Annotated in this window: 24 protein-coding genes, 1 pseudogene and 1 other annotated feature; of the genes and pseudogenes, 9 read left to right on the plus strand and 16 right to left on the minus strand. The window is 56.0% G+C overall.

Features of this window, described 5'->3' with window-relative positions:
• Entirely contained in the window at positions 1 to 1,014 is a 1,014-nt protein-coding gene (locus LZU96_RS09565; protein WP_233988031.1) for an ABC transporter ATP-binding protein, read from the plus strand.
• The gene (gene oppF, locus LZU96_RS09570) at positions 1,011 to 2,012 is read left to right on the plus strand and encodes a murein tripeptide/oligopeptide ABC transporter ATP binding protein OppF (RefSeq protein ID WP_233988032.1); all 1,002 of its coding nucleotides are present in this window, start codon (positions 1,011 to 1,013) and stop codon (positions 2,010 to 2,012) included. Before LZU96_RS09565 ends, oppF begins: the two co-directional genes overlap by 4 nt.
• Positions 2,013 to 2,058: 46 nt before the next feature.
• Here oppF and LZU96_RS09575 read toward each other — a convergent pair whose 3' ends face one another.
• Both LZU96_RS09575 and cls read right to left on the minus strand, forming a co-directional pair.
• Complete coding sequence (locus LZU96_RS09575; protein WP_233988033.1) at positions 2,059 to 2,382, minus strand: HI1450 family dsDNA-mimic protein; 324 nt, start codon at positions 2,380 to 2,382, stop codon at positions 2,059 to 2,061.
• A 45-nt stretch (positions 2,383 to 2,427) separates the two neighbouring features.
• Positions 2,428 to 3,888 (minus strand): cardiolipin synthase, encoded by a 1,461-nt coding sequence (gene cls / locus LZU96_RS09580; protein ID WP_233988034.1) that lies wholly within the window; start codon positions 3,886 to 3,888, stop codon positions 2,428 to 2,430.
• A gap of 159 nt (positions 3,889 to 4,047) precedes the next feature.
• Between cls and LZU96_RS09585 the strand changes: the two genes are divergently transcribed.
• Positions 4,048 to 4,221, plus strand: coding sequence for a YciY family protein (locus LZU96_RS09585; protein WP_233988035.1), 174 nt, complete (start codon positions 4,048 to 4,050; stop codon positions 4,219 to 4,221).
• A 65-nt stretch (positions 4,222 to 4,286) separates the two neighbouring features.
• Here LZU96_RS09585 and LZU96_RS09590 read toward each other — a convergent pair whose 3' ends face one another.
• The gene (locus LZU96_RS09590; RefSeq protein ID WP_233988036.1) at positions 4,287 to 4,607 is read right to left on the minus strand and encodes a hypothetical protein; all 321 of its coding nucleotides are present in this window, start codon (positions 4,605 to 4,607) and stop codon (positions 4,287 to 4,289) included.
• Positions 4,608 to 4,971: 364 nt separating this feature from the next.
• On the opposite strand from LZU96_RS09590, the gene ycgZ reads away from it, so the two are divergent.
• Together ycgZ and LZU96_RS09600 are read left to right on the plus strand one after the other, a co-directional pair.
• Positions 4,972 to 5,214, plus strand: a complete 243-nt coding sequence (gene ycgZ / locus LZU96_RS09595) for a regulatory protein YcgZ (protein WP_233988037.1) — start codon at positions 4,972 to 4,974, stop codon at positions 5,212 to 5,214.
• Between the two features lie 640 nt (positions 5,215 to 5,854).
• Positions 5,855 to 6,331: an anti-virulence regulator CigR family protein gene (locus tag LZU96_RS09600; RefSeq protein ID WP_233988038.1), complete on the plus strand. Its 477-nt coding sequence runs from the start codon at positions 5,855 to 5,857 to the stop codon at positions 6,329 to 6,331.
• A 73-nt stretch (positions 6,332 to 6,404) separates the two neighbouring features.
• Here LZU96_RS09600 and LZU96_RS09605 read toward each other — a convergent pair whose 3' ends face one another.
• Both LZU96_RS09605 and LZU96_RS09610 read right to left on the minus strand, forming a co-directional pair.
• On the minus strand, positions 6,405 to 6,593 hold the full coding sequence (locus tag LZU96_RS09605) for a hypothetical protein (protein ID WP_233988039.1): 189 nt from the start codon (positions 6,591 to 6,593) through the stop codon (positions 6,405 to 6,407).
• 73 nt (positions 6,594 to 6,666) lie between these two features.
• Positions 6,667 to 6,963: a YciI family protein gene (locus LZU96_RS09610; protein ID WP_233988040.1), complete on the minus strand. Its 297-nt coding sequence runs from the start codon at positions 6,961 to 6,963 to the stop codon at positions 6,667 to 6,669.
• A gap of 201 nt (positions 6,964 to 7,164) precedes the next feature.
• Here LZU96_RS09610 and tonB point away from each other — a divergent pair, with 201 nt between their 5' ends.
• Positions 7,165 to 7,923, plus strand: a complete 759-nt coding sequence (gene tonB, locus LZU96_RS09615) for a TonB system transport protein TonB (protein ID WP_233988041.1) — start codon at positions 7,165 to 7,167, stop codon at positions 7,921 to 7,923.
• 46 nt (positions 7,924 to 7,969) lie between these two features.
• On the opposite strand, the gene yciA is transcribed toward tonB, so the two are convergent.
• From yciA to LZU96_RS09635, 4 genes are read right to left on the minus strand one after another with little or no spacing between them, the layout of a single operon-like run.
• On the minus strand, positions 7,970 to 8,392 hold the full coding sequence (yciA, locus tag LZU96_RS09620) for an acyl-CoA thioester hydrolase YciA (protein WP_094120552.1): 423 nt from the start codon (positions 8,390 to 8,392) through the stop codon (positions 7,970 to 7,972).
• A gap of 60 nt (positions 8,393 to 8,452) precedes the next feature.
• A complete protein-coding gene (locus LZU96_RS09625; RefSeq protein ID WP_233988042.1) occupies positions 8,453 to 8,992 on the minus strand; it encodes a septation protein A in 540 nt (179 codons plus the stop codon).
• Between the two features lie 56 nt (positions 8,993 to 9,048).
• Positions 9,049 to 9,783 (minus strand): YciC family protein, encoded by a 735-nt coding sequence (locus tag LZU96_RS09630; protein ID WP_233988043.1) that lies wholly within the window; start codon positions 9,781 to 9,783, stop codon positions 9,049 to 9,051.
• A 27-nt stretch (positions 9,784 to 9,810) separates the two neighbouring features.
• Positions 9,811 to 10,227, minus strand: a complete 417-nt coding sequence (locus LZU96_RS09635) for a YkgJ family cysteine cluster protein (RefSeq protein WP_233988044.1) — start codon at positions 10,225 to 10,227, stop codon at positions 9,811 to 9,813.
• 249 nt (positions 10,228 to 10,476) lie between these two features.
• Between LZU96_RS09635 and ompW the strand changes: the two genes are divergently transcribed.
• Positions 10,477 to 11,112, plus strand: coding sequence for an outer membrane protein OmpW (ompW, locus tag LZU96_RS09640; protein WP_233988045.1), 636 nt, complete (start codon positions 10,477 to 10,479; stop codon positions 11,110 to 11,112).
• 50 nt (positions 11,113 to 11,162) lie between these two features.
• Here ompW and LZU96_RS09645 read toward each other — a convergent pair whose 3' ends face one another.
• The 6 genes and pseudogenes from LZU96_RS09645 to LZU96_RS09670 all read right to left on the minus strand — a co-directional run bounded on the left by LZU96_RS09645 (position 11,163) and on the right by LZU96_RS09670 (position 18,187).
• On the minus strand, positions 11,163 to 11,477 hold the full coding sequence (locus LZU96_RS09645) for a BON domain-containing protein (protein ID WP_233988046.1): 315 nt from the start codon (positions 11,475 to 11,477) through the stop codon (positions 11,163 to 11,165).
• 149 nt (positions 11,478 to 11,626) lie between these two features.
• A complete protein-coding gene (gene trpA, locus LZU96_RS09650) occupies positions 11,627 to 12,430 on the minus strand; it encodes a tryptophan synthase subunit alpha (protein WP_233988048.1) in 804 nt (267 codons plus the stop codon).
• Positions 12,430 to 13,620 carry a tryptophan synthase subunit beta gene (gene trpB, locus LZU96_RS09655; RefSeq protein ID WP_233988049.1) on the minus strand — a complete coding sequence of 397 codons (1,191 nt, stop codon included), beginning with the start codon at positions 13,618 to 13,620 and terminating at the stop codon, positions 12,430 to 12,432. The genes trpA and trpB overlap by 1 nt, the downstream gene beginning before the upstream one ends.
• A gap of 46 nt (positions 13,621 to 13,666) precedes the next feature.
• A complete protein-coding gene (gene trpCF / locus LZU96_RS09660) occupies positions 13,667 to 15,028 on the minus strand; it encodes a bifunctional indole-3-glycerol-phosphate synthase TrpC/phosphoribosylanthranilate isomerase TrpF (protein WP_233988050.1) in 1,362 nt (453 codons plus the stop codon).
• A gap of 2 nt (positions 15,029 to 15,030) precedes the next feature.
• Positions 15,031 to 16,625 (minus strand): annotated as a pseudogene (trpD, locus tag LZU96_RS09665) (bifunctional anthranilate synthase glutamate amidotransferase component TrpG/anthranilate phosphoribosyltransferase TrpD).
• Entirely contained in the window at positions 16,625 to 18,187 is a 1,563-nt protein-coding gene (locus tag LZU96_RS09670; RefSeq protein WP_233988051.1) for an anthranilate synthase component 1, read from the minus strand. Before LZU96_RS09670 ends, trpD begins: the two are co-directional and overlap by 1 nt.
• Positions 18,188 to 18,210: 23 nt before the next feature.
• Positions 18,211 to 18,315: a sequence feature (Trp leader region), on the minus strand.
• Positions 18,316 to 18,469: 154 nt separating this feature from the next.
• Between LZU96_RS09670 and rnm the strand changes: the two genes are divergently transcribed.
• Positions 18,470 to 19,354, plus strand: a complete 885-nt coding sequence (rnm, locus tag LZU96_RS09675; RefSeq protein WP_233988052.1) for an RNase RNM — start codon at positions 18,470 to 18,472, stop codon at positions 19,352 to 19,354.
• Positions 19,355 to 19,366: 12 nt separating this feature from the next.
• Entirely contained in the window at positions 19,367 to 19,987 is a 621-nt protein-coding gene (locus tag LZU96_RS09680; RefSeq protein WP_233988053.1) for an L-threonylcarbamoyladenylate synthase, read from the plus strand.
• A gap of 10 nt (positions 19,988 to 19,997) precedes the next feature.
• Here the strand turns inward: LZU96_RS09680 and LZU96_RS09685 are convergent, their stop codons facing one another.
• Complete coding sequence (locus LZU96_RS09685; protein ID WP_233988054.1) at positions 19,998 to 20,645, minus strand: serine protease; 648 nt, start codon at positions 20,643 to 20,645, stop codon at positions 19,998 to 20,000.
• Position 20,646 lies beyond the last annotated feature (1 nt).

A 20,646-nucleotide genomic window follows, 5' to 3' on the forward strand; every position in this document is an offset into this window, starting at 1 on the left:
ATGACCATTCATGAATTTCAGCCAGCAATGGCGGCCCGCGCGGGAAGCGATCAGTTACTGCAGGTGAAAGATTTACGTGTCACCTTCGGCACACACGACGGCGATGTCACCGCCGTCAACGATCTTAACTTTTCGCTGCGTGCCGGTGAGACGCTGGGCATTGTCGGTGAATCCGGTTCCGGCAAGTCGCAGACCGCGTTCGCCCTGATGGGGCTGCTGGCGAAAAATGGCCGCATTGGCGGCTCTGCGCTGTTCAATGGTAAAGAGATCCTGAATCTGCCCGAGAACCAGCTCAACCGGCTGCGAGCCGAGCAGATTGCGATGATCTTCCAGGACCCGATGACTTCGCTTAACCCTTACATGCGGGTCGGCGAGCAGTTAATGGAAGTGCTGAAGCTGCACAAGGGCATGAACAGCGCCCAGGCATTTGAAGAGTCGGTGAGAATGCTGGATGCGGTAAAAATGCCCGAAGCGCGTAAGCGCATGAAAATGTATCCGCATGAGTTTTCCGGCGGGATGCGCCAGCGCGTGATGATCGCCATGGCGCTGCTGTGCCGGCCAAAGCTGCTGATCGCCGATGAACCGACTACCGCGCTCGACGTGACGGTACAGGCGCAGATCATGACGCTGCTCAACGACCTCAAGCGCGAGTTCAACACCGCCATCATCATGATCACCCACGATCTGGGGGTGGTTGCCGGGATCTGCGACAAGGTACTGGTGATGTATGCCGGACGCACCATGGAGTATGGTCGCGCCCGTGACGTCTTCTATCAGCCGGCGCATCCTTACTCTATCGGCCTGCTGAATGCGGTGCCGCGGCTGGATGCCGAAGGGGAGAGCCTGACCACCATTCCGGGTAATCCGCCGAACCTGCTGCGTCTGCCGGTGGGCTGCCCGTTCCAGCCGCGTTGTCCACACGCGATGGATATCTGTGCCAAAGCGCCGCCGCTGGAACCGTTCGGCGATGGGCGTTTACGTGCCTGCTTTAAGCCGGTGGAGGAATTAGTATGAGCGCCGTAGCGGAAAAAAGAGTGTTACTGGAAATCGCCGACCTCAAGGTGCATTTCGATATTAAAGATGGCAAGCAGTGGTTCTGGCAGCCGTCAAAGACCCTGAAAGCGGTGGATGGCGTCAGCCTGCGTCTGTATGAAGGGGAAACGCTGGGTGTGGTTGGCGAGTCAGGCTGCGGTAAATCGACGCTGGCCCGCGCCATCATCGGCCTGGTGAAAGCCACTGAGGGTCGGGTGGCGTGGCTGGGACGCGATCTGCTGGGGCAGAGCGAAGAGGAGTGGCGCAAGGCGCGCAGCGACATCCAGATGATTTTCCAGGATCCGCTGGCCTCGCTCAATCCACGCATGACTATCGGCGATATCATTGCGGAACCGCTGCGGACCTATCATCCGAAAATGGCGCGTCAGGAAGTCAAAGATCGCGTTAAAAATATGATGATGAAGGTCGGCTTGCTGCCCAACCTGATCAACCGCTATCCGCATGAGTTCTCCGGCGGCCAGTGCCAGCGTATTGGTATCGCACGTGCGCTGATTCTGGAGCCGAAGCTGATTATCTGTGATGAACCGGTGTCAGCGCTCGACGTGTCGATTCAGGCGCAGGTGGTTAATTTGCTGCAGCAGCTGCAGCGCGAGATGGGGCTGTCGTTGATCTTTATTGCCCACGACCTGGCGGTGGTAAAACATATCTCTGACCGCGTGCTGGTGATGTATCTCGGTCATGCGGTCGAGCTGGGCACCTACAGCGAGGTTTACAGCAATCCGCAGCATCCCTACACCAAAGCGCTGATGTCGGCGGTGCCGATTCCCGATCCGGATCTGGAAAAGAATAAGCAGATCCAGCTGCTGGAAGGGGAACTGCCGTCACCGATCAATCCACCGTCGGGCTGCGTATTCCGCACCCGCTGTCCGATTGCCGGTCCGGAGTGCGCCAAAACCCGGCCGCTGCTGGAAGGCAGTTTCCGCCATGCGGTCTCCTGCCTGAAAGTCGATCCGTTATAAAGCAAAACGCCGGGCAATTGCCCGGCGTTTTTTATCACGGTGACGACTATTCACGCCACAGGATATGGCACAGCTTGTGGTCTTTTTCACGGCACAGCAGCACGCGTGCAAAGACGTCGTTAATCGGCTCACCATCCGCTTCACCCAGCCCAATCACCACTTCCGCAAAAAAGTCAGGATTCAGATCGAAGTCGACGTGATCTTTCCAGTCTTCTGACGGATCGAACAGCTCGGCACCGCCGCGCTCTTCAAACTGCAGATTAAAAAGGATGATATCTGCCGGATCGAGATTATCGCCTGCCAGCTCAAGAAAAATATCGTAAGCCTGTTCCAGCGTTTCGTCTTCAGTAAGGCGGTTGTTTAAATCCATGGTCTGTCCTGTCTGCCTGAGGCCGTTTACACAATCTGGCTCGTTTTACAGTAAAGGGCTGAAGAAGTAAAACAGTCGTTCGACGATGCGCTGCCACCAGGCACGTTTTGACCAGCGCTGGCCATCCAGCAGGCGTGAACGGGCAATATAGTCATCCTGCACACAGGCCAGATCGCTGCCAAATCCGGCATCGTCTACCACCAGTGTAATCTCAAAATTGAGCCACAGGCTGCGCATATCAAGATTTACCGTGCCGACCAGGCTGAGTTGTCCATCAACCAGGACGCTTTTGGTATGCAGCAGTCCATCTTCAAATTGATAAATTTTCACGCCCGCCTCCAGCAGTTCGCTGAAGAAGGCGCGGCTGGCCCAGCCTACCAGCAGGGAGTCGTTATGGCGCGGGACAATAATACTGACATTCACCCCGCGCTGCGCTGCGGTACAGATGGCGTGCAGCAGGTCGTCGCTTGGCACGAAGTAGGGCGTGGTCATGATCAACTGCTCACGGGCGGAATAGACCGCCGTCAGCAGCGCCTGGTGGATCATATCTTCCGGGAAGCCGGGACCGGAGGCGATCACCTGCACCGTATGGCCGCTCTCCTGCTCAAACGGCATAATATTGCGATCGGGCGGCGGCGGAAGAATGCGTTTTCCGGTCTCAATCTCCCAGTCGCAGCTAAAGACAATTCCCATGGCGGTGGCGACCGGACCTTCCATTCGCGCCATCAGGTCGATCCACTGACCGACGCCCGCGCTCTGTTTGAAGAAGCGGGGGTCCACCAGGTTCATGCTGCCGGTATAGGCGATGTAGTTATCGATTAAGACAATTTTTCGATGCTGGCGCAGATCCATCCGGCGCAGGAAGACGCGCAGCAGGCTGACCTGTAACGCTTCAACCACGTCAATGCCTGCATTGCGCATCATGCCAACCCACGGGCTGCGGAAAAAGGTCACGCTGCCGGCCGAATCGAGCAGCAGCCGGCAGTGGACGCCGCGGCGTGAGGCGGCCATCAGCGACTCGGCGACTTCATCCGCCAGCCCGCCGGGATGCCAGATATAGAACACCATCTCGATATTATGCCGCGCCAGCTGGATATCCCGAATCAGCGCCTGCATTACATCATCGGCGCTGGTGAGCAGCTGCAGTTGATTACCTTTCACCCCGGCGATGCCCTGACGGTGATAACAGAGTTCGAACAGCGAACGGGCGACATCGCTGTGTTCAGTGGCAAAGATTTCACGACACTGCTTCAGATCGGTCATCCAGCGGGCCGTCGATGGCCACATGGTACGAGCCCGTTCTGCGCGACGTTTACCCAGATGCAGTTCGCCAAACGACAGGTAGGCGATAATCCCCACCAGCGGCAGAATATAGATAATCAGCAGCCAGGCCATTGCCGAGGTCACGGCACGACGCTTCATCAGTATTCGCAGCGTGACACCGGCGATCAGTAGCCAGTAGCCAAACAGCAGTAACCAGCTGATCAGGGTGTAAAAAGTGGTCATTAAGTGGACATCCCGTTCGCGCTTTCGTCTGGCAAGTTTACGTGCAGATCACGGTCAGCGAAACCCTTTATCCTGTGCCATAACGATCAGATCCGATTTGGCATTGGCGATAAGATCTTTATAATGCGTGCGCGTGAATTCGATGTCAGAGAGGAAGTGATGAGACGAAGCAGAAATGAAGTGGCGCGCTGGAGAATGTTACGCCAGGTACAACGACGCCGTTCACGCTGGCTGGAAGGGCAGTCACGACGCTATAAACGCATTCACAGCATTCGCCATCAGCTGGCGCAGCAGCAGCGTCGCTCCATCCTGTTTATTACGCAGCATATTTAGTACTGCGTAACGGGCTGCTGCCGGCAGCGGCCCCTATTCGCCAGCGCGGTAAGACGCTGGCGGAATCAGGCTTCGAAAAATCCCAGATCGGCCAGAAAGTCGCGCGCCTGCAGATGTTCCTGTTGCGAGGCACCGCGATCGCTCACCTCACGCATCAGGCAATCCGCCGGGCTACCCAGCCCAACAGGACGGCGGCAACCGGCGCGGTCATACCACTCAAAAGACCACTTGCCCGTTTTGCGATGATAATAGATGGTTAACCAGGCAGAGCAGTTTGCCGGATAGCCACTCAACACTTCGGTTTTCGGATCGGCAATCGCCTGCACCCGTGATAACAGCTGATCGACTAAAGTTGAGGCGCCCTGAATATTATAAGTTTTATGCATAATGAGCCTGCGACTGTGCTGTAGCGTTCATTCTGAGCTTCAGAGGTGTAATAAAGAAGTCATAAATGTAGACAGCGATAAGAGATAATTCCTGTTTATCCTAAAAAAAATGTCTGATGGCGCAACATTTTTCGCTGCGTGCCGGGTCAATCTCACCGTAACGGGGCTTAATCTGGCCTTATACGCTCAGTATGGGCAAAGCTGTACAACTTTACAGTTACATAAGTGACTGTTTGGCTTTAAATTATTACCTTATCCACGGATTTAGCGTAAATTACTGGTCAAATACCTGTACAAGTAATGGTTAGTTGTATAACTTTATCGCATCGGTTATGACATCTAATGAACTCTGTGAGGGTTGACCATGCAAGCCAACGTAAGAATTCCGGCCTCAGTTTCTGATATCTCCGCTTATCTCAGCAGTGCGGCCCTGCCAGCGCAACAGGCCATTCTGGGCGCTGTGGTGACAGAGATCGTGCGTTCAGGTCGCAGTCTTAACCGTAAGGCCATCTGCACCCGACTGGTGAGCCGTTTACAGACGGTAACCAGTGCAGAAGAAGAGCATCATTATCATGCACTGATTGGGCTGCTGCTGGATCGCAACTAAACAGAGCCGCAGTCGTTGTGCGTCGCCTGAAATCAGCCGCACAGCGCGGTGATGAACGCCTCTGGCATGCTTGACAACCGCGCGGGCTTTTTATAGAAAATAGCCATCTTTCGTGATCGTTTTTCGTGGTCCAATCATTCATCCCTCACGGAAGATCGAAGCCCTGCCAGCCCGGCAGGGCTTTCGTTTTTCCCGCCCGAATCCGCACAGGATCAGTCCAGTAAATAGATGCCTGCAACAATCGCGCTGACAGACATGATATGCAGTAATTCGGTCATGACGGCCTCTCCTGTTGGGGTGATAAGTCTTTTCAGTCAAGAATACCTGAGCGATCAGGTCAAAAAAATTTACATTTTTAACCAGCGACTGAACCCTGCTGATCCCAGATTATGGCCTGTCGCCCTGAAATCAGACGAGGTATACCGGCTTGCGCTTCGGCTATTGTTTAGCGTAGCTGTATCGTCGAGGCGGAGGCAGCCTGTGGCGCTATCCGTTATTCCGTGGACTTCTGCCTGTGGGGCGAGCGTTGAGTGTCGGTGACCCTCAATTTTGCGTGTCAGGACGCTTTTAAGAACTCGCCAGATTGCCGCTTTTCAGGTCCAGGGTTAAATTTAAATCGAATACCTTTGGGAGCAGGACAATGAAAAATCTGGCAAGGTCTGGCGTCATCGCATTAACCCTCTGTTTGCTGTTCACCTCACCGGCGCTGCTGGCCAATCCAGGCAATGGTAACGGCAACGGCAATGGAAAGGGCAATGGTCATGCACAAGGGCATGGCAATAAGGGCGAGGGGAAACACGATAAGTCACAGGGTAAAAAGAATAAGGGCGGCGATCCCTGGCGGGCAGAAACCGACATCAGTTATTCATTCGCGCGTGATCTGGCCAGACAGCAGGGGCTGACCGGCTACTCCTCTTTGCCGCCGGGAATTGCTAAAAATCTCGCGCGCGGTAAACCGTTGCCGCCTGGTATCGCTAAACGCTCGGTGCCGCGCGGTATGCTGGAGGGTCTGCCTTCTTATCCCGGTTACGAATGGAAAATGGTGGGGGATAACCTGGTACTGATTGCGCTAAGTACGGCGGTGGTCACCGCGATCATCAATAACGTCTTTGATTAACGCCATCGCTGTGCCTTACCAGTAAAAAAACCGCCGGTGGGCGGTTTTTTTTAACGCGTAACGGCTGATCTCTTCAGCCCGCTGCACCAGATTCAACCCGCATCATCAGGATCATGTTCACCAGTTGCAGCACCGCTGCCAGCACAATTAACATCACAATCAGATGTTTTTTATTGCGCCAGCCCTGGCTGCGCCAAAAGTAAAGGGCGGTCGCGATAAGCCCCACGATCGGCACCAGCAGCGCCAGAATGATCATTTGCATCGTTGCTTTACCCGAAAAACAAAAAAGGCCCCGGTGCGCCGCACCGAAGCCATTTATCAGCGCGCATTCGCGATCAGAAAACGCGTTTGAACGGTTTAACGGCCACCTGTTTATAAACGCCAGCGGCAATATAGGGATCATCTTCTGCCCAGGATTGTGCCGCTTCAAGTGACGGGAACTCGGCAATCACGGTTGAACCGGTAAAGCCGGCCACGCCCGGATCGTTGCTGTCGACGGCAGGCATCGGACCCGCAATGATCAGGCGTCCTTCTTCATGCAGTAGTTTCAGGCGCGCCAGATGGGCAGGGCGCACGGCATTACGTTTTTCCAGTGAATCTGCGGTGTCTTCTGCATAAATGACGTAAAGCACTTGGGAGCTCCCATTAACTCTTCAGAATTTCGCAACACGTTAAGGGATTGCTTATCAGAGTGCAAACGAAACCTCTGACCCGTTGACGGCTCAGCATAAAGGGCTAAAAAGCGCTTTTCTTTCGGTGAGATGGCGGGAGTTATTGAAACTGATTGCTATTTGCATTTAAAATCGGCTCTTCATTTAATGACTGCGACTGTTATGACCACGCTGACTATGCCATTACCCAAACGCACGCCTGTCTCCATGTTATTGTCTGTCGCTTTGCATGGTGCCGTCATTGCCGGAATTCTTTACGCCTCATTCCATCAGGTGACTGAAGTGCCTAAGGCGTCGCAGCCTATCAGTGTCAGCCTTGTCGCTCCTGAAGTTCAGCCACAACCTGCCCCAGCCGTGGTTGAACCACCGGCGCCGCAACCTGAACCGCAGCCAGAACCGGAACCGGTCCCTGAACCTCAGCCCGCTCCGGAACCGCCTAAGGCGGAACCGGTACCGATTCCTAAGCCAGAACCTAAGCCAAAACCCAAACCGAAACCCAAGCCGGAACATAAACGTGAGCAACCTAAACGCGAGGTAAAACCGCGTCAGGAGAGCAAACCGCAGGCCGATCCGTTTAAACAGGACCTGCCGGCGACTCAGAACAAGCCGACAACTGCGCCGAAATCGACGCCGTCAGCGAGCCAGACGGCTTCAGGCGGGCCGAAAGCGCTGAGCGTCAGCAAGCCAGGCTATCCACAGCGTGCACGAGCGCTTCGCATTGAGGGTCGGGTGCGGGTGAAATTTGATGTGAACAGCGAGGGACGGGTGGAGAATATTCAGGTCCTCTCTGCGGAACCCCGCAATATGTTTGAACGGGCAGTCAAGGAGTCGATGAAGCAGTGGCGTTACCAGAGCGGTCGTCCGGGACAGGTGACCATGAACGTTGTCTTCAAGATGAGTGGCGGTGCCAGCATCGAATAAAAAAGCTGGCGGTCAGTGACACTGTGCCTGACCGCCAGATGTCCGGCTAGTCGCTGGGTTGCTGGTTAGCACGCCCGGCAGGTAATGGACGCGAATTGCCGTCATTATCTACCGCGACATAGATAAAGACCGCTTCGGTGGCACAGTAGGTCTGACCAATCGGTTCAGACGACACCTTCTTGATCCAGACTTCGACATTGATGGTCATTGAGCTGTTACCAGTACGGATACAGCGCGCATGACAGCTAACCACGTCGCCCACCGCCACCGGTTTCAGAAAGGACATGCCATCAACCCGCACCGTCACGACCCGGCCTTCAGCAATCTCTTTAGCCAGAATGGCTCCGCCCATATCCATCTGTGACATCAGCCAGCCGCCAAAGATATCGCCGTTGGCGTTGGTGTCTGCTGGCATGGCTAACGTACGTAACACCATTTCGCCTTGCGGCAATTTATGTTTTTCGCCCATTGCTTTCATTTCTTCTGCAGGTGATCGCTAAAAAAATGCCCGGCGTACCGGGCAGAGTGATTATTTTTGTTGTTGTTGCGGCATCTGTCGCCAGATGTAGAGCCCGCTAATCAGGGTAAACAGTAAGGTGAGGCCGGTCAGACCAAACACCTTAAAGTTAACCCAAAACGCCTGAGATAACCAAAAGGCAACGTAGATATTCACCAGGCCGCAGACCAGGAAAAAAAGCGCCCAGGCAGTGTTAAGCCGACGCCAGACCGGATCGGGCAACTGTAACTCTTTGCCCAGCATGCTCTGGATCAGCGTCTGCTTCATAAACCACTGGCTGTAGAGCAGCGCAACGGCAAACAGACTGTAGATTACCGTCACTTTCCACTTAATAAATTCATCGTTGTGGAACACCAGGGTCAGCGTGCCAAATACGGCGACCAGCACAAAGGTGAAAATGGTCATCTTCTCCAGCTTACGATAGAGCAACCAGCTGACCACTAAAGCCAGACCGGTCGCGACAATCAGCGCGCCTGAGGCAACAAAGATGTCGTACAGCTTGTAGAAGATGAAAAAGACCACCAAAGGGAGAAAATCGAGTAACTGCTTCATAGTCATTCCAGTCAGGGCTGAATTGGGGACCAATGCGCCCGCAGGCGCACTGCTCATCAACGTAACAGCATATAAAGCCGGTAGAGATAGATGATTAACATGGCCGAAACCAGGTTACCTGCAGCGGTAAAGATCACCGAGGAAACGTTCATCGGCAGCACGGTGAGCGATGAGAAAAACAGCATCACCACCACTTTTGCCAGCAGCCAGAGAAGAATTGCGGGCGCGATCAGCTTCGCATTCTTCCACGCCATTCGCATACTGGCACGCATGGCGGCGAACACGCCGATCTTCTCGCTCGCCAGCATCACCGGCGCCAGCGACAACAGAATCGTCAGCAGAATACCCGGCACCACCAGAACCATAAAGCCCAGCTGCGCCACCAGCGTGATCAGGAAGGTCAGCAGTAACAGCTTTGGCAGTAAAGGCGCAGAGGCGCCAATGGCACGCAGCGCACTGACCCGCTGACCGGAAGAGACCATCGGGATCAGAGACAACATCCCGCCGAGTAACAGCGTATTACCCACCAGCGCCGCGAACGTCCCCGCCGCGGAGGCGCGCAGCAGCACCTGCTGCTGTTCAGGTGACATATTCTGCACCATCTCAAACAACGAACTGGCACTGTCATCACCCTGCTGCAGAATCGCCATCTGATCGGCGCCAGGCGTCAGCACATGGACCAGCATAACGGTGATGAAAGCGGTCAACAGCGACATCAACAGTAAGGTGACCAGCTGATGGCGGGTAAAATTTCCTGTGTCACGGTATAACGAGCTTGCCGTGATAGACATGTACACTCCTTGGAGGAACCGGGTTAATTAACCCGGCGATTGTACATGTTCTGGCAGCTCGCGGGCACCCGGCGAGAGATAACTTTCTGTCATAACAGGTAAAGATGGGTGAAAAAGGGCGGGAAGACCGTAACGGGCGCGGGCGCGATCGCAGGCGTCATTGGCAACACCCTCTTCGCCCGACATCGCAAACTCCCGACAGGGCGTTGGCCGTTGCTCATAAATGCCGCAGGAGACGCAGCCGCCAATCTCGCCCTGCAGGGCGACACAGCGCGGCGCACGATCGTTGGTGCCGCGCATATTACGCATCAGCAGGCTCAGCGGTTCGGTTAATTCGGTTGGCACCAGGCCGCCAGCATCGTCGGCTTCAGCCCAGTAAAAAGAGACACGGAAATGGGCGCAGCAGGCGCCACAGCTGACACAAGGATTAGAGGTTTCGCTCATTTGATCACCCGCCACTCCTGAGGCATCGAACCAAAATCAACAATCAGAAACAGCAAAATAAGCCGGACAAAATTTTTCAGCAAGGGGAATTTCCCGATGTCAGCCACGGCCAAAATTGATCTAAATCAATCCATTGTTTTTTAAGTAATTTATATCAACCGAACAGAGTGCAATTTTCTGTAAATCACGTTAAATCTTTGCCAACAAAAAATGATGACGTTGGATACATTTACCTTTAGCAAAGGAGTGATGATGAAACTGGCAAAATGCGCGATGCTGCTGGCTCTGGCTTTACCACAACTGGCAATGGCCCATGAAGCGGGCGACTTCTTTATGCGTGCCGGCAGTGCAACGGTACGTCCGACCGAAGGCTCTGATAATGTCCTTGGCATGGGGGAGTTCAGCGCCAGCAACGATACCCAGCTGGGCCTGACCTTTACCTATATGGCAACCGACAATATCGGGGTTGAACTGCTGGCTGCCACGCCGTTCCGTCATAAAGTTGGACTGGGTCCGACCGGCACCCTGGCCACGGTACGCCAGTTACCGCCGACGCTGATGGCGCAATACTATTTCTTCGACAGCAAAAGCAAAGCGCGCCCCTATGTTGGCGTCGGTATCAACTACACCACTTTTTATGATGCGGACTTTAATCAGACCGGCCGTGATGCGGGACTCACCGATCTGAGCGTCAAAGATTCATGGGGTGTCGCGGGCCAGGTCGGTCTCGATTATCAGATTAACCGCGACTGGATGCTGAATGCGTCGGTGTGGTACATGGATATCGATACTGAGGTGAAATTTAAGGCGGCAGGCGAACAGCAGAATATTAATATGCGTATCGATCCCTGGGTCTTCTTCTTCGGGGCAGGCTACCGCTTCTGATGAGAAAAAGGCCGCTGAATCAGCGGCCTTTTTGATCATGACAGCCGGTATTACTTAATCTGCATGTTGTTAACTACGGACTTCACGCCCGGCACGCTGCGCGTAACCTGTACGGCACGATTAGCCATCTGTGGCGATGAGACAAAACCGCTCAGCTGAACTTTACCTTTAAAAGTTTCTACGTTGATTTCAGTCGATTTCAGCGAGTCATCTTTCAGCAGTTCACCTTTCACTTTGGTGGTGACCACGGTGTCATCAATATAGCCACCGGTACCCTCTTTGGTCGCGGTTGGCGCACAGGCGCTCAGTGCCAGCGCAACCACACCTGCCATCAACGCACCCGCCACAACTTTAAATAATTTCATTGCTTTCTCTCCCTGTCACAAATTGGATGCGACGTTACCGTAACGGCGCTCTGACATTGTGGTGCAGATTTTGCAAAAAGGGCAAATGGCGGGATGTAAAAAAAGGAAAGAAATCATGCCTTATCGTGTGATAAGGCATGATGGCGAGATTAACGGCTGGCGGCTTTCAGGCTGCTGACGAAGTTTTTCAGTTCGCGCAGCATCACCTCAGGTTCCGCATGATTTTTTTCAATGATCCGGACGATGGCCGAGCCGGAGATGGCACCTGCGGCACCGGCGGCGATGGCTTCTTTCACCTGCGACGGTTCAGAGATACCGAATCCCTGCAGCGGCGGGGCCGCGTTGTATTCACGCAGCTTTTCGATCAGGTGCTGCAGCGGCAGGCTGGCGCGGTTGTCCGCGCCGGTAACGCCAGCCCGAGAGAGCAGGTAGGTATAGCCGCGCCCGTGTGAAGCGATTTCCCGCAGCAGCGTATCGCTGGCGTTCGGCGGGCAGATGAAGATCGGTGCCACACCATGACGCAGCGCTGCCTGACGGAACGGAGCGGACTCTTCCACCGGGACGTCAGCCACCAGCACCGAATCCACACCGGCTTCTGCGCAGCGGGCATAAAACGCATCCACGCCGTTGGTGAACACCAGATTGGCGTACATCAGTAAACCGATTGGCAGGTCCGGATATTTACGGCGAATGGTCGCCAGCATTTCAAAACACTGCTGGGTATTGGTGCCCGCCGCGAAGGCGCGCAAGGTCGCATTCTGAATCGTCGGGCCGTCAGCCAGCGGATCGGAGAAAGGAATGCCTAACTCCAGCGCATCTGCACCGCCTTCCACCAGCGCGTCAATGACCTGCAGTGAAAGCGCCGGTGACGGATCGCCGAGCGTGACGAAAGGCACAAAGGCCCCTTCGTTACGGGCTGAAAGACGTTTAAACAGTTGATCGTAACGTTCCATCAGATTTCTCCCTGCGCGGTCAGAATGTCGTGAACGGTGAAAATATCTTTATCGCCGCGGCCGGAGAGGTTAACCACCACCAGCTGCTCTTTGTCCGGCTCGGCCTGAATCATCTTCAGGGCGTGGGCCAGCGCATGTGACGACTCCAGCGCCGGAATGATCCCTTCAGCACGACACAGCTGTTTAAAGGCGGCCAGCGCCTCATCATCGGTAACCGAGACATATTCGGCGCGACCAATGCTGTTCAGGTGCGCATGTTGCGGTCCCACTGACGGGAAATCCAGCCCGGCAGAGATCGAGTAAGATTCTTCGATCTGGCCATCTTCGGTCTGCATCATCGGGGCTTTCATACCGAAATAGATGCCGACGCGGCCATGCTTCAGCGGTGCGCCATGCTCGCCGGTTTCAATACCGTGACCCGCCGGTTCAACGCCGATCAGTTTCACGCTGGTTTCATCGATAAAGTCAGCGAACATGCCGATGGCATTCGAACCGCCACCGACGCAGGCGATGATGGCGTCGGGCAGACGACCCTCTTTTTCCAGGATCTGCTTTTTCGTCTCTTCGCCGATCATCCGCTGAAACTCCCGCACAATGGTCGGGAACGGATGGGGACCGGCGGCGGTGCCAAGCATATAGTGGGCGGTTTCGTAGCTGCCAGACCAGTCGCGCAGCGCTTCGTTACAGGCATCCTTCAGGGTCGCTGAACCACTGTGTACCGGGATCACTTCCGCGCCCATCAGACGCATACGGAATACGTTAGGAGACTGACGCTCAACGTCTTTGGCACCCATGTAGATGCGGCATTTCATGCCGAGCAGGGCGCAGGCCAGCGCTGAGGCAACACCGTGCTGTCCGGCACCGGTTTCGGCGATAATCTCGTTCTTACCCATGCGTTTGGCTAACAGCGCCTGACCCAGTACCTGATTGGTTTTGTGCGCGCCGCCGTGCAGCAGATCTTCGCGCTTCAGGTAGAGCCGGGTTTTGGTGCCTTTCGTCAGGTTCCTGCACAGCGTCAGGGCGGTAGGACGACCGGCATAGTTCTTCAGCAGGTCGGTAAATTCCGCCTGAAACTCAGGATCTTTTTGGGCATCGACAAACGCTTCTTCCAGCTGGCGCAACGCTGGCATCAGGATCTGCGGGACATACATCCCGCCAAATTCGCCAAAGTAGGGATTCAGTAACGTCATTTTTCATCTTCCTTTTTCAGGCCCGCCGTTGAGCAGGCCAGGCAAATCAGTAGGCGCGCAGTGTCTGAAACACCGCCGCGATTTTACGGGCATCTTTAATGCCGGGCGCACTTTCCACCCCGGAGTTGAAGTCGAGACCGGCACAGCCCAGCTGCGCGGCTTCAACACAGTTATCCGCGCTCAGGCCACCGGCCAGCAGCACATCATTCAGCGTCTGGCCCTGCAACAGTGACCAGTCAAAGCGCTCACCGGTCCCGCCGTCGCCGTTATCAAACACGTAGCGATCGACGTGCGGCCAGTTGCGCTCGGGTAAGACGCCTTCAATGCGCAGCGCTTTCCAGATTTCGATCCCGGCGGGCAGCGCCGCGCGCAGTTCGGTGACGAAATCGGGCGTTTCCTGACCGTGCAGCTGGACGGCTGACAGCGACAGGGCGGTCGCTTCAGTGACAACGTCACTAACGGAGCTGTTACGGAACACGCCGACGTAGCGCAGTGGTGCGCCAGCCATCACCGTCCGGGCGGTCCCGGTATCAATCTGACGCGGTGAGCCGGCGGCGAAAATCAGTCCGCCATAGATGGCGCCAGCTTCATACGCGGCGCGAGCATCTTCCGCCCGGGTCAGACCGCATACTTTGTTGGCACCGAGCGTGACCCGGCGCACCGCAGCGGTCAGATCGGGCTCTTCCATCAGGGCCGAGCCAATCAGGAAGCCGTTAGCAAAGTGGCTGAGCTCGCGAATGTCGGCGTAGCTGTTAATGCCGGATTCGCTGATCACCGTCACGCCGTGCGACAGGCGCGGAGCCAGCTGACGGGTACGGTTCAGATCGATCGACAGATCGCGCAGATCGCGGTTGTTGATCCCGACCACTCTGGCCTGTAACGCTATGGCGCGCTCCAGCTCCTCTTCATTACTGACCTCGGTCAGGATACCCATCTTCAGGCTGTGGGCAACGGCAGCCAGCTGACGATACTGTTCATCATCCAGCACCGATAACATCAGCAGAATCGCATCTGCCTGATAGTAACGCGCCAGATAGATCTGATACGGGTCGATGATAAAGTCTTTGCACAGCACCGGCTGGGTGATAGCGGCGCTGACGATCGGCAGAAACGCGAAGTCGCCCTGAAAGTATTTCTCATCGGTCAGCACCGACACCGCGGATGCATAGTGGCGATAGACTCCGGCAATGGCGGCCGGGTCGAAATCCTCACGAATAATGCCTTTTGAGGGCGACGCTTTTTTACACTCCAGAATAAACGCGGTGCGCGCGCCCTGTAGTGCATCATAAAAATGACGGCTGGCAGGTTCAATGCTGTTCTGAAAGGTAGAAAGAGGCTGCTGCTGCTGACGCGCTGCGACCCAAATCGCTTTGTCCTGCACAATTTTTTCTAACACGGTACCTTGCATGGTTATCCTCTTGCTGCCAGAGCGACCACGCGCTCGTAAGCCTGTCCACTGCGGATAGCGTTGAGCGCACGCTGTGCATTTTCACGCAGATCTTCATGACCGAAAACTTTAAGCAGCATCGCCACATTCACGGCGACCGCTTCCTCATGGGCCTGCTGGCCATTACCCTGGAGTAAAGCCGTGAGAATGTCACGATTTTCTTCCGGCGTGCCGCCAGCCAGCGCCTCCCTGGGATGGAAGCCAAAACCGAAGTCTTCTGGCGACAGCTGATAGCGGGTGATCTCCCCGTCACGCAGCTCAGCGACGTGGGTGACATCATGCAGCGCCACTTCATCCATTCCACCGCCATGCACCACGGCGGCACGCTGATAACCCAGCACTTTCAGGGTCTGCGCAATCGGCATCACCAGCTCGGGGCTGTACACGCCAATTACTGCCAGCGGCGGGCGCGCCGGATTGATCAGCGGGCCCAACACGTTAAACAGCGTCCGGGTTTTCAGCTGCTGACGCACCGGCATCGCGTGGCGAAATCCGGTGTGGTACTGCGGCGCAAACAGGAAACAGACGTTGAGATCGTCCAGCGCCTGTCTTGCCTGTTCAGCCGGCATATCCAGATTGATGCCAAACGCAGCCAGCAGATCGGAAGAGCCGGACTTGCTGGAAACGCTGCGGTTACCGTGCTTCGCCACTTTCAGGCCGCAGGTCGCCGCCACGAATGCGCTGGCGGTAGAAATATTGATGCTGTTACTGCCGTCGCCGCCGGTTCCGACGATATCGGCAAAGGTGTAGTCGGGGCGCGGGAAGGGTTTCGCATCTTCCAGCAGCGCGGTCGCCGCACCGGCAATCTCTTCCGGCGTTTCGCCCCGGACTTTCATCGCAATCAGCGCCGCCGCCAGTTGGGTCGGCTCCAGCTGACCGGTAATAATTGCGCTGAACAGCTGATGACTCTCAGCCTGATCCAGCGTCTGCGCCTGGTAAAGTTTTTCCAGTGTCTGTTGCATAGTCATTCTCCCTGTTACTTCGCCAGCGCCCAGGCCAGCGTCTGCTCAAGCAGTCGCGCGCCCTGAGTGGTCAGGATGGATTCAGGATGGAACTGGAACCCGCATACCCGGTCGGTTTCGTGACGCACCGCCATCACCATGCCGTTGTAGCTGGCATTGACGGTGAGCTCATCCGGCGTGTTGCTGCCGACCAGTGAGTGATAGCGCGCCACCGGCAGCGGATTGCTCAGGCCGGCAAACATCGCCTCGCCATCGTGAACCACCGCGGACGCTTTCCCGTGCAGGATCTCGCCAGCCTGACCAACGTGACCGCCATATTCTTCAACAATCGCCTGATGGCCGAGGCAGATACCGATAATCGGCAGACGTCCGCGCAGCGCCCGCAGCAGTTCCGGCATACAGCCAGCCTCTTTTGGCGCGCCGGGGCCTGGTGACAGCATCAGCACCGGATTTTCCATCCGTTGCAGGTGTTCGATTAACAGCGCGGCCGGCAGGTTGTTGCGGTAGATCACCACGTTATGACCAAAGGTCCGCAGTTGATCGACCAGGTTATAGGTAAATGAGTCGATGTTATCGAGCAGCAGAATATCGGCCATCAGAAGATCTCCTTGCAGTGATGGGCAGTGGCAATGGCGCGCAGCACGGCGCGGGCTTTATTGCGGCTCTCATCGGCTTCCGCCTGCGGATTCGAGTCCAGTACCACACCGGCGCCCGCCTGCACGGTCGCAACGCCGTCTTCTACATAAGCCGAGCGGATGACGATACAGGTATCGAGATCGCCATTGGCGGTAAAATAACCGACCGCACCGCCGTAACTGCCGCGGCGGGTGCCTTCGGCCGCGGCGATCAGCTGCATGGCGCGGACTTTCGGCGCACCGCTCAGCGTGCCCATGTTCATACAGGCGCGATAGGCGTGCAGCACATCCAGATCCTCGCGCAGGGTGCCAACCACGCGCGACACCAGGTGCATGACAAAGGAATAGCGGTCAACTTTAGTCAGGTCTGCCACATAGCGACTGCCCGGCACACAGATACGCGCCAGATCGTTACGCGCCAGGTCGACCAGCATCAGGTGCTCCGCCAGCTCTTTATGATCGGTGCGCATCTCCAGCTCAATGCGGCTGTCGAGATCGCGATCCAGCGAACCATCTGGTTTACGTCCGCGTGGACGGGTACCGGCAATCGGGTAGATCTCAATCTGTCGCGAGCTGGCGTCATACTTCAGCGAACTTTCCGGAGACGCGCCAAACAGGGCGAAGTCCTGATCCTGCATGAAAAACATATAGGGGCTGGGGTTGCTGTTTTTCAGCGTGTCGTAAGCCGCCAGCGGTGAAGGACAGGGCAGTGAGAAGCGGCGCGATGGCACCACCTGGAAGATTTCGCCGATGCGAATCGCCTCCTGCATGGTGCGCACTACCTCACAATACTCCTCGTCGCTCTGGCTGGTGGTCAGGCTCATCTGATCCACCGTCTGAACCGGCAGGGCAGGCGCGGGCTGCAGCATCTGGCCATGCAGCTGCTCGATGCGGCGTTGCAGGCGCTGAAATTCACTGGTGGACGGGCAGAACAGGCTGGCCTGCAGTCGCGCGCTGCGGGTCTGGTGATCGATCACCAGCAGCGTTTCCGCCAGATAAAAGCAGTAATCCGGGCAGCGCTGCTGATTATCCAGCGCGGGCAGGGTTTCAAATCCGGCGACCAGATCATAGGCAAACAGGCCACCTAACAGCACGGCTTCCCGCTCGTCGGCGGGGGAATTAACCAGCTGGGGGATCAGACGCAAGGCATCAAACACCGACAGCGCCTGCAGACGCGCATCTTCATCCTGCTGCCCGGCGGTCGGCGGGAAAGTGAGTTCGCGGCCATCGGGACGGACCTGATTCTCCACCGAGTCCGGCAGCGCGGCGTCAAGCAGCGGCAGCAGCGCGCGACCATTTTCCGACAGCGCCTGTAAGGTCACCTTGTTGTCCAGCGCGCTGATACGCAGTGCGCTGTCGACAATCAGCAGGCTTTTGAGATTCTTTTTGCTGTCGATATCAGCAGATTCAAGCAGCAGGGTTGCCGGACGTGCGCCGCATAACTGATGAAACACTGCGGCCGGATCTTCGCGATAAGGCGCGTTGCCGGTAATCAACTTCACTGTAGGTTTCGCAATTGGCATGATGATTTCTCTGAATTTCGCTCAAAAAAAAGCCCGCTCGGTGGCGGGCTCAGGTATCTGCACAGCGTTTACGCAAAGTGTGCACGACCACGTCGCCCGTGTTCGGGAACATCGCGCCACCAACCGTTAAAATGCGTGATTACAACAGCCATGATTGAATACCCGTTACGTGTGAACTTGTGTACTAGTTAACGGGTTCAGGGCGGAAATGTCAATACACTTTTTCACTGACGGCTAAAATCGTTATCATGCTGGCCGGTTTAGTTTCCAGCAGGAGTTCTCTTGAGCGATATCGCCCGTTTCCCGGTCTATGATTTACACAGCCACACGCGGGCTTCCGATGGCTTACTGACGCCTGCGGCGCTGGTACAGCGCGCGGTTGAGATGCGCGTAGGCGTACTGGCGATCACCGATCACGACAGCGTCGCCGGCGTGGAAGAAGCGCAGCAAACGGCTATCGATCAGGCCTTGCCGATAAAGGTGCTGGCGGGCGTTGAAGTCTCCACCCTGTGGGAGAACCATGAAATTCATATCGTGGGATTAAATATTGATATCCGTCATCCGGCGCTGGTCAGCTTTCTCGCCGGACAGCACGCCTGCCGACAGGCGCGCGCGGAACAGATTGCCGAGCGGCTGGAAAAAGCGCGTATTCCGGGCGCGCTGGCGGGTGCAATGCGGCTGGCCGATGGCGGCGTCATTACCCGTGGTCACTTCGCCCGCTTTCTGGTGGAGCAGGGCAAAGCGGATAACATGGCGCAGGTATTCAAAAATTATCTGGCGCGCGGCAAAACCGGCTACGTCCCGCCACAATGGTGTACAATTAAACAAGCTATTGATGCGATTCATCATTCTGGCGGTTGCGCGGTACTGGCGCATCCCGGACGCTATGGCTTATCGGCGAAATGGTTAAAGCGGCTGGTGGCCCATTTCCGTGAAGCCGGTGGCGATGCGATGGAAGTCGCCCAGTGCCAGCAGGCACCGAATGAGCGTACCCAACTGGCGCAATACGCCAGAGACAATGCGCTGGCCGCATCACAAGGTTCTGATTTTCATCAACCCTGCCCGTGGATTGAACTGGGCCGCAAGTTATGGCTGCCCGCGGCGGTTGAGCCGGTCTGGGAACGCTTCCCGGCACTGGCGCCCGCCCAGCTTTCCACGGAAAGGTGACACGAGGTTTCTATGAGTCAATTGTTTCACATCCATCCCGATAACCCACAGCCACGTCTGATTAATCAGGCGGTGGACTACCTTAATAAAGGCAGCGTCATCGTCTATCCGACCGATTCCGGTTATGCGCTGGGCTGTCGACTGGAAGAGAAGGGCGCGATGGAGCGCATCTGCCGTATCCGGCAGTTAGACGGGAATCACAACTTTACCCTGATGTGCCGGGATCTCTCCGAGCTTTCCGTTTACTCTCAGGTCGGTAACTCCGCCTTTCGGTTGCTGAAAAACAACACGCCCGGTAACTACACCTTTATTCTCAAGGCGACCAAAGAGGTGCCGCGTCGTTTGATGAATGACAAGCGGAAAACCATCGGGCTGCGCGTGCCGTCAAATCCGGTGGCGCTGGCGCTGCTGGAGGCGCTGAATCAGCCAATGATGTCCACCTCGCTGATTCTGCCGGGCAATGACTTTACCGAGTCTGACCCGGAAGAGATTCAGCACAGCATCGGCAAGCTGGTCGATCTGATTATCGACGGCGGCACGCTGGGGCAACAGCCGACCACGGTGGTCGATTTAACCACCGATGCGCCGGCAATTGTGCGTGAAGGCGTAGGCGATACCCGTCCATTCCTGTAAGGCAGCGGACTCAGGCACCGCGAGTCGGTGTCTGAGCCAGATTGCTCTGCAGCCAGGCTTTAAACTGGCCGTACGGAATATAAAGTGAAACGTCTTTGAGGATCACTTTCCCGTTACGGCCATTCTTAATGGCATCAGAATAACCGACAATCACGCCGCCCAGTGTCTCATCACTGTTATAAACACCGCCGCCTGACATTCCCTGCACGACGCCAGCATTAGAGGCCATTGCCATACAGGGACTTTTATTCCAGCCATTGCGAATAGTGGTGCGGGCTAAATTAACCCCTTTAGATTCAACTGGCAGTGCGGAAATAAAACTGTATCCGTACATTTTTATCGGATCGCCAATATCGCTACTGCGGAAGCGGGTTAAGGTGCCGGGATCATTCTTATGATAAATAATCGCCAGGTCGCAATAAGGATGGTAAGACTTAACGCGCTGCACGGCGGTTTTCGCGACGTGGGCGGCGGTCAGGCTATATTCTGGGGTAAGCGGAATGCTGGTGCCAAGGGTACCCAGACCGAGGATCGTCGGAATGCCGGTCACGCTCATATCTACGTGCTGCATCGCCGTACGACTGTACTCAGTATGGCCCACGGAACACCCGGTCAACGCCAGCGCGGCAAACGCTGGGCACAGAAAGAGGTTTCTCATG

Source organism: Pantoea agglomerans (assembly GCF_021397715.1).
GTDB lineage: Bacteria > Pseudomonadota > Gammaproteobacteria > Enterobacterales > Enterobacteriaceae > Pantoea > Pantoea astica.

Bases quoted from the DNA above. Each gene is read 5' to 3' on its own strand.
- LZU96_RS09565 (WP_233988031.1), top strand. From the start codon at position 1: ATGACCATTCATGAATTTCAGCCAGCAATGGCGGCCCGCGCGGGAAGC.
- oppF (WP_233988032.1), top strand. From the start codon at position 1,011: ATGAGCGCCGTAGCGGAAAAAAGAGTGTTACTGGAAATCGCCGACCTC.
- LZU96_RS09575 (WP_233988033.1), bottom strand. From the start codon at position 2,382: ATGGATTTAAACAACCGCCTTACTGAAGACGAAACGCTGGAACAGGCT.
- cls (WP_233988034.1), bottom strand. From the start codon at position 3,888: ATGACCACTTTTTACACCCTGATCAGCTGGTTACTGCTGTTTGGCTAC.
- LZU96_RS09585 (WP_233988035.1), top strand. From the start codon at position 4,048: ATGAGACGAAGCAGAAATGAAGTGGCGCGCTGGAGAATGTTACGCCAG.
- LZU96_RS09590 (WP_233988036.1), bottom strand. From the start codon at position 4,607: ATGCATAAAACTTATAATATTCAGGGCGCCTCAACTTTAGTCGATCAG.
- ycgZ (WP_233988037.1), top strand. From the start codon at position 4,972: ATGCAAGCCAACGTAAGAATTCCGGCCTCAGTTTCTGATATCTCCGCT.
- LZU96_RS09600 (WP_233988038.1), top strand. From the start codon at position 5,855: ATGAAAAATCTGGCAAGGTCTGGCGTCATCGCATTAACCCTCTGTTTG.
- LZU96_RS09605 (WP_233988039.1), bottom strand. From the start codon at position 6,593: ATGCAAATGATCATTCTGGCGCTGCTGGTGCCGATCGTGGGGCTTATC.
- tonB (WP_233988041.1), top strand. From the start codon at position 7,165: ATGACCACGCTGACTATGCCATTACCCAAACGCACGCCTGTCTCCATG.
- yciA (WP_094120552.1), bottom strand. From the start codon at position 8,392: ATGGGCGAAAAACATAAATTGCCGCAAGGCGAAATGGTGTTACGTACG.
- LZU96_RS09625 (WP_233988042.1), bottom strand. From the start codon at position 8,992: ATGAAGCAGTTACTCGATTTTCTCCCTTTGGTGGTCTTTTTCATCTTC.
- LZU96_RS09630 (WP_233988043.1), bottom strand. From the start codon at position 9,783: ATGTCTATCACGGCAAGCTCGTTATACCGTGACACAGGAAATTTTACC.
- LZU96_RS09635 (WP_233988044.1), bottom strand. From the start codon at position 10,227: ATGAGCGAAACCTCTAATCCTTGTGTCAGCTGTGGCGCCTGCTGCGCC.
- ompW (WP_233988045.1), top strand. From the start codon at position 10,477: ATGATGAAACTGGCAAAATGCGCGATGCTGCTGGCTCTGGCTTTACCA.
- LZU96_RS09645 (WP_233988046.1), bottom strand. From the start codon at position 11,477: ATGAAATTATTTAAAGTTGTGGCGGGTGCGTTGATGGCAGGTGTGGTT.
- trpA (WP_233988048.1), bottom strand. From the start codon at position 12,430: ATGGAACGTTACGATCAACTGTTTAAACGTCTTTCAGCCCGTAACGAA.
- trpB (WP_233988049.1), bottom strand. From the start codon at position 13,620: ATGACGTTACTGAATCCCTACTTTGGCGAATTTGGCGGGATGTATGTC.
- trpCF (WP_233988050.1), bottom strand. From the start codon at position 15,028: ATGCAAGGTACCGTGTTAGAAAAAATTGTGCAGGACAAAGCGATTTGG.
- LZU96_RS09670 (WP_233988051.1), bottom strand. From the start codon at position 18,187: ATGCCAATTGCGAAACCTACAGTGAAGTTGATTACCGGCAACGCGCCT.
- LZU96_RS09680 (WP_233988053.1), top strand. From the start codon at position 19,367: ATGAGTCAATTGTTTCACATCCATCCCGATAACCCACAGCCACGTCTG.
- LZU96_RS09685 (WP_233988054.1), bottom strand. From the start codon at position 20,645: ATGAGAAACCTCTTTCTGTGCCCAGCGTTTGCCGCGCTGGCGTTGACC.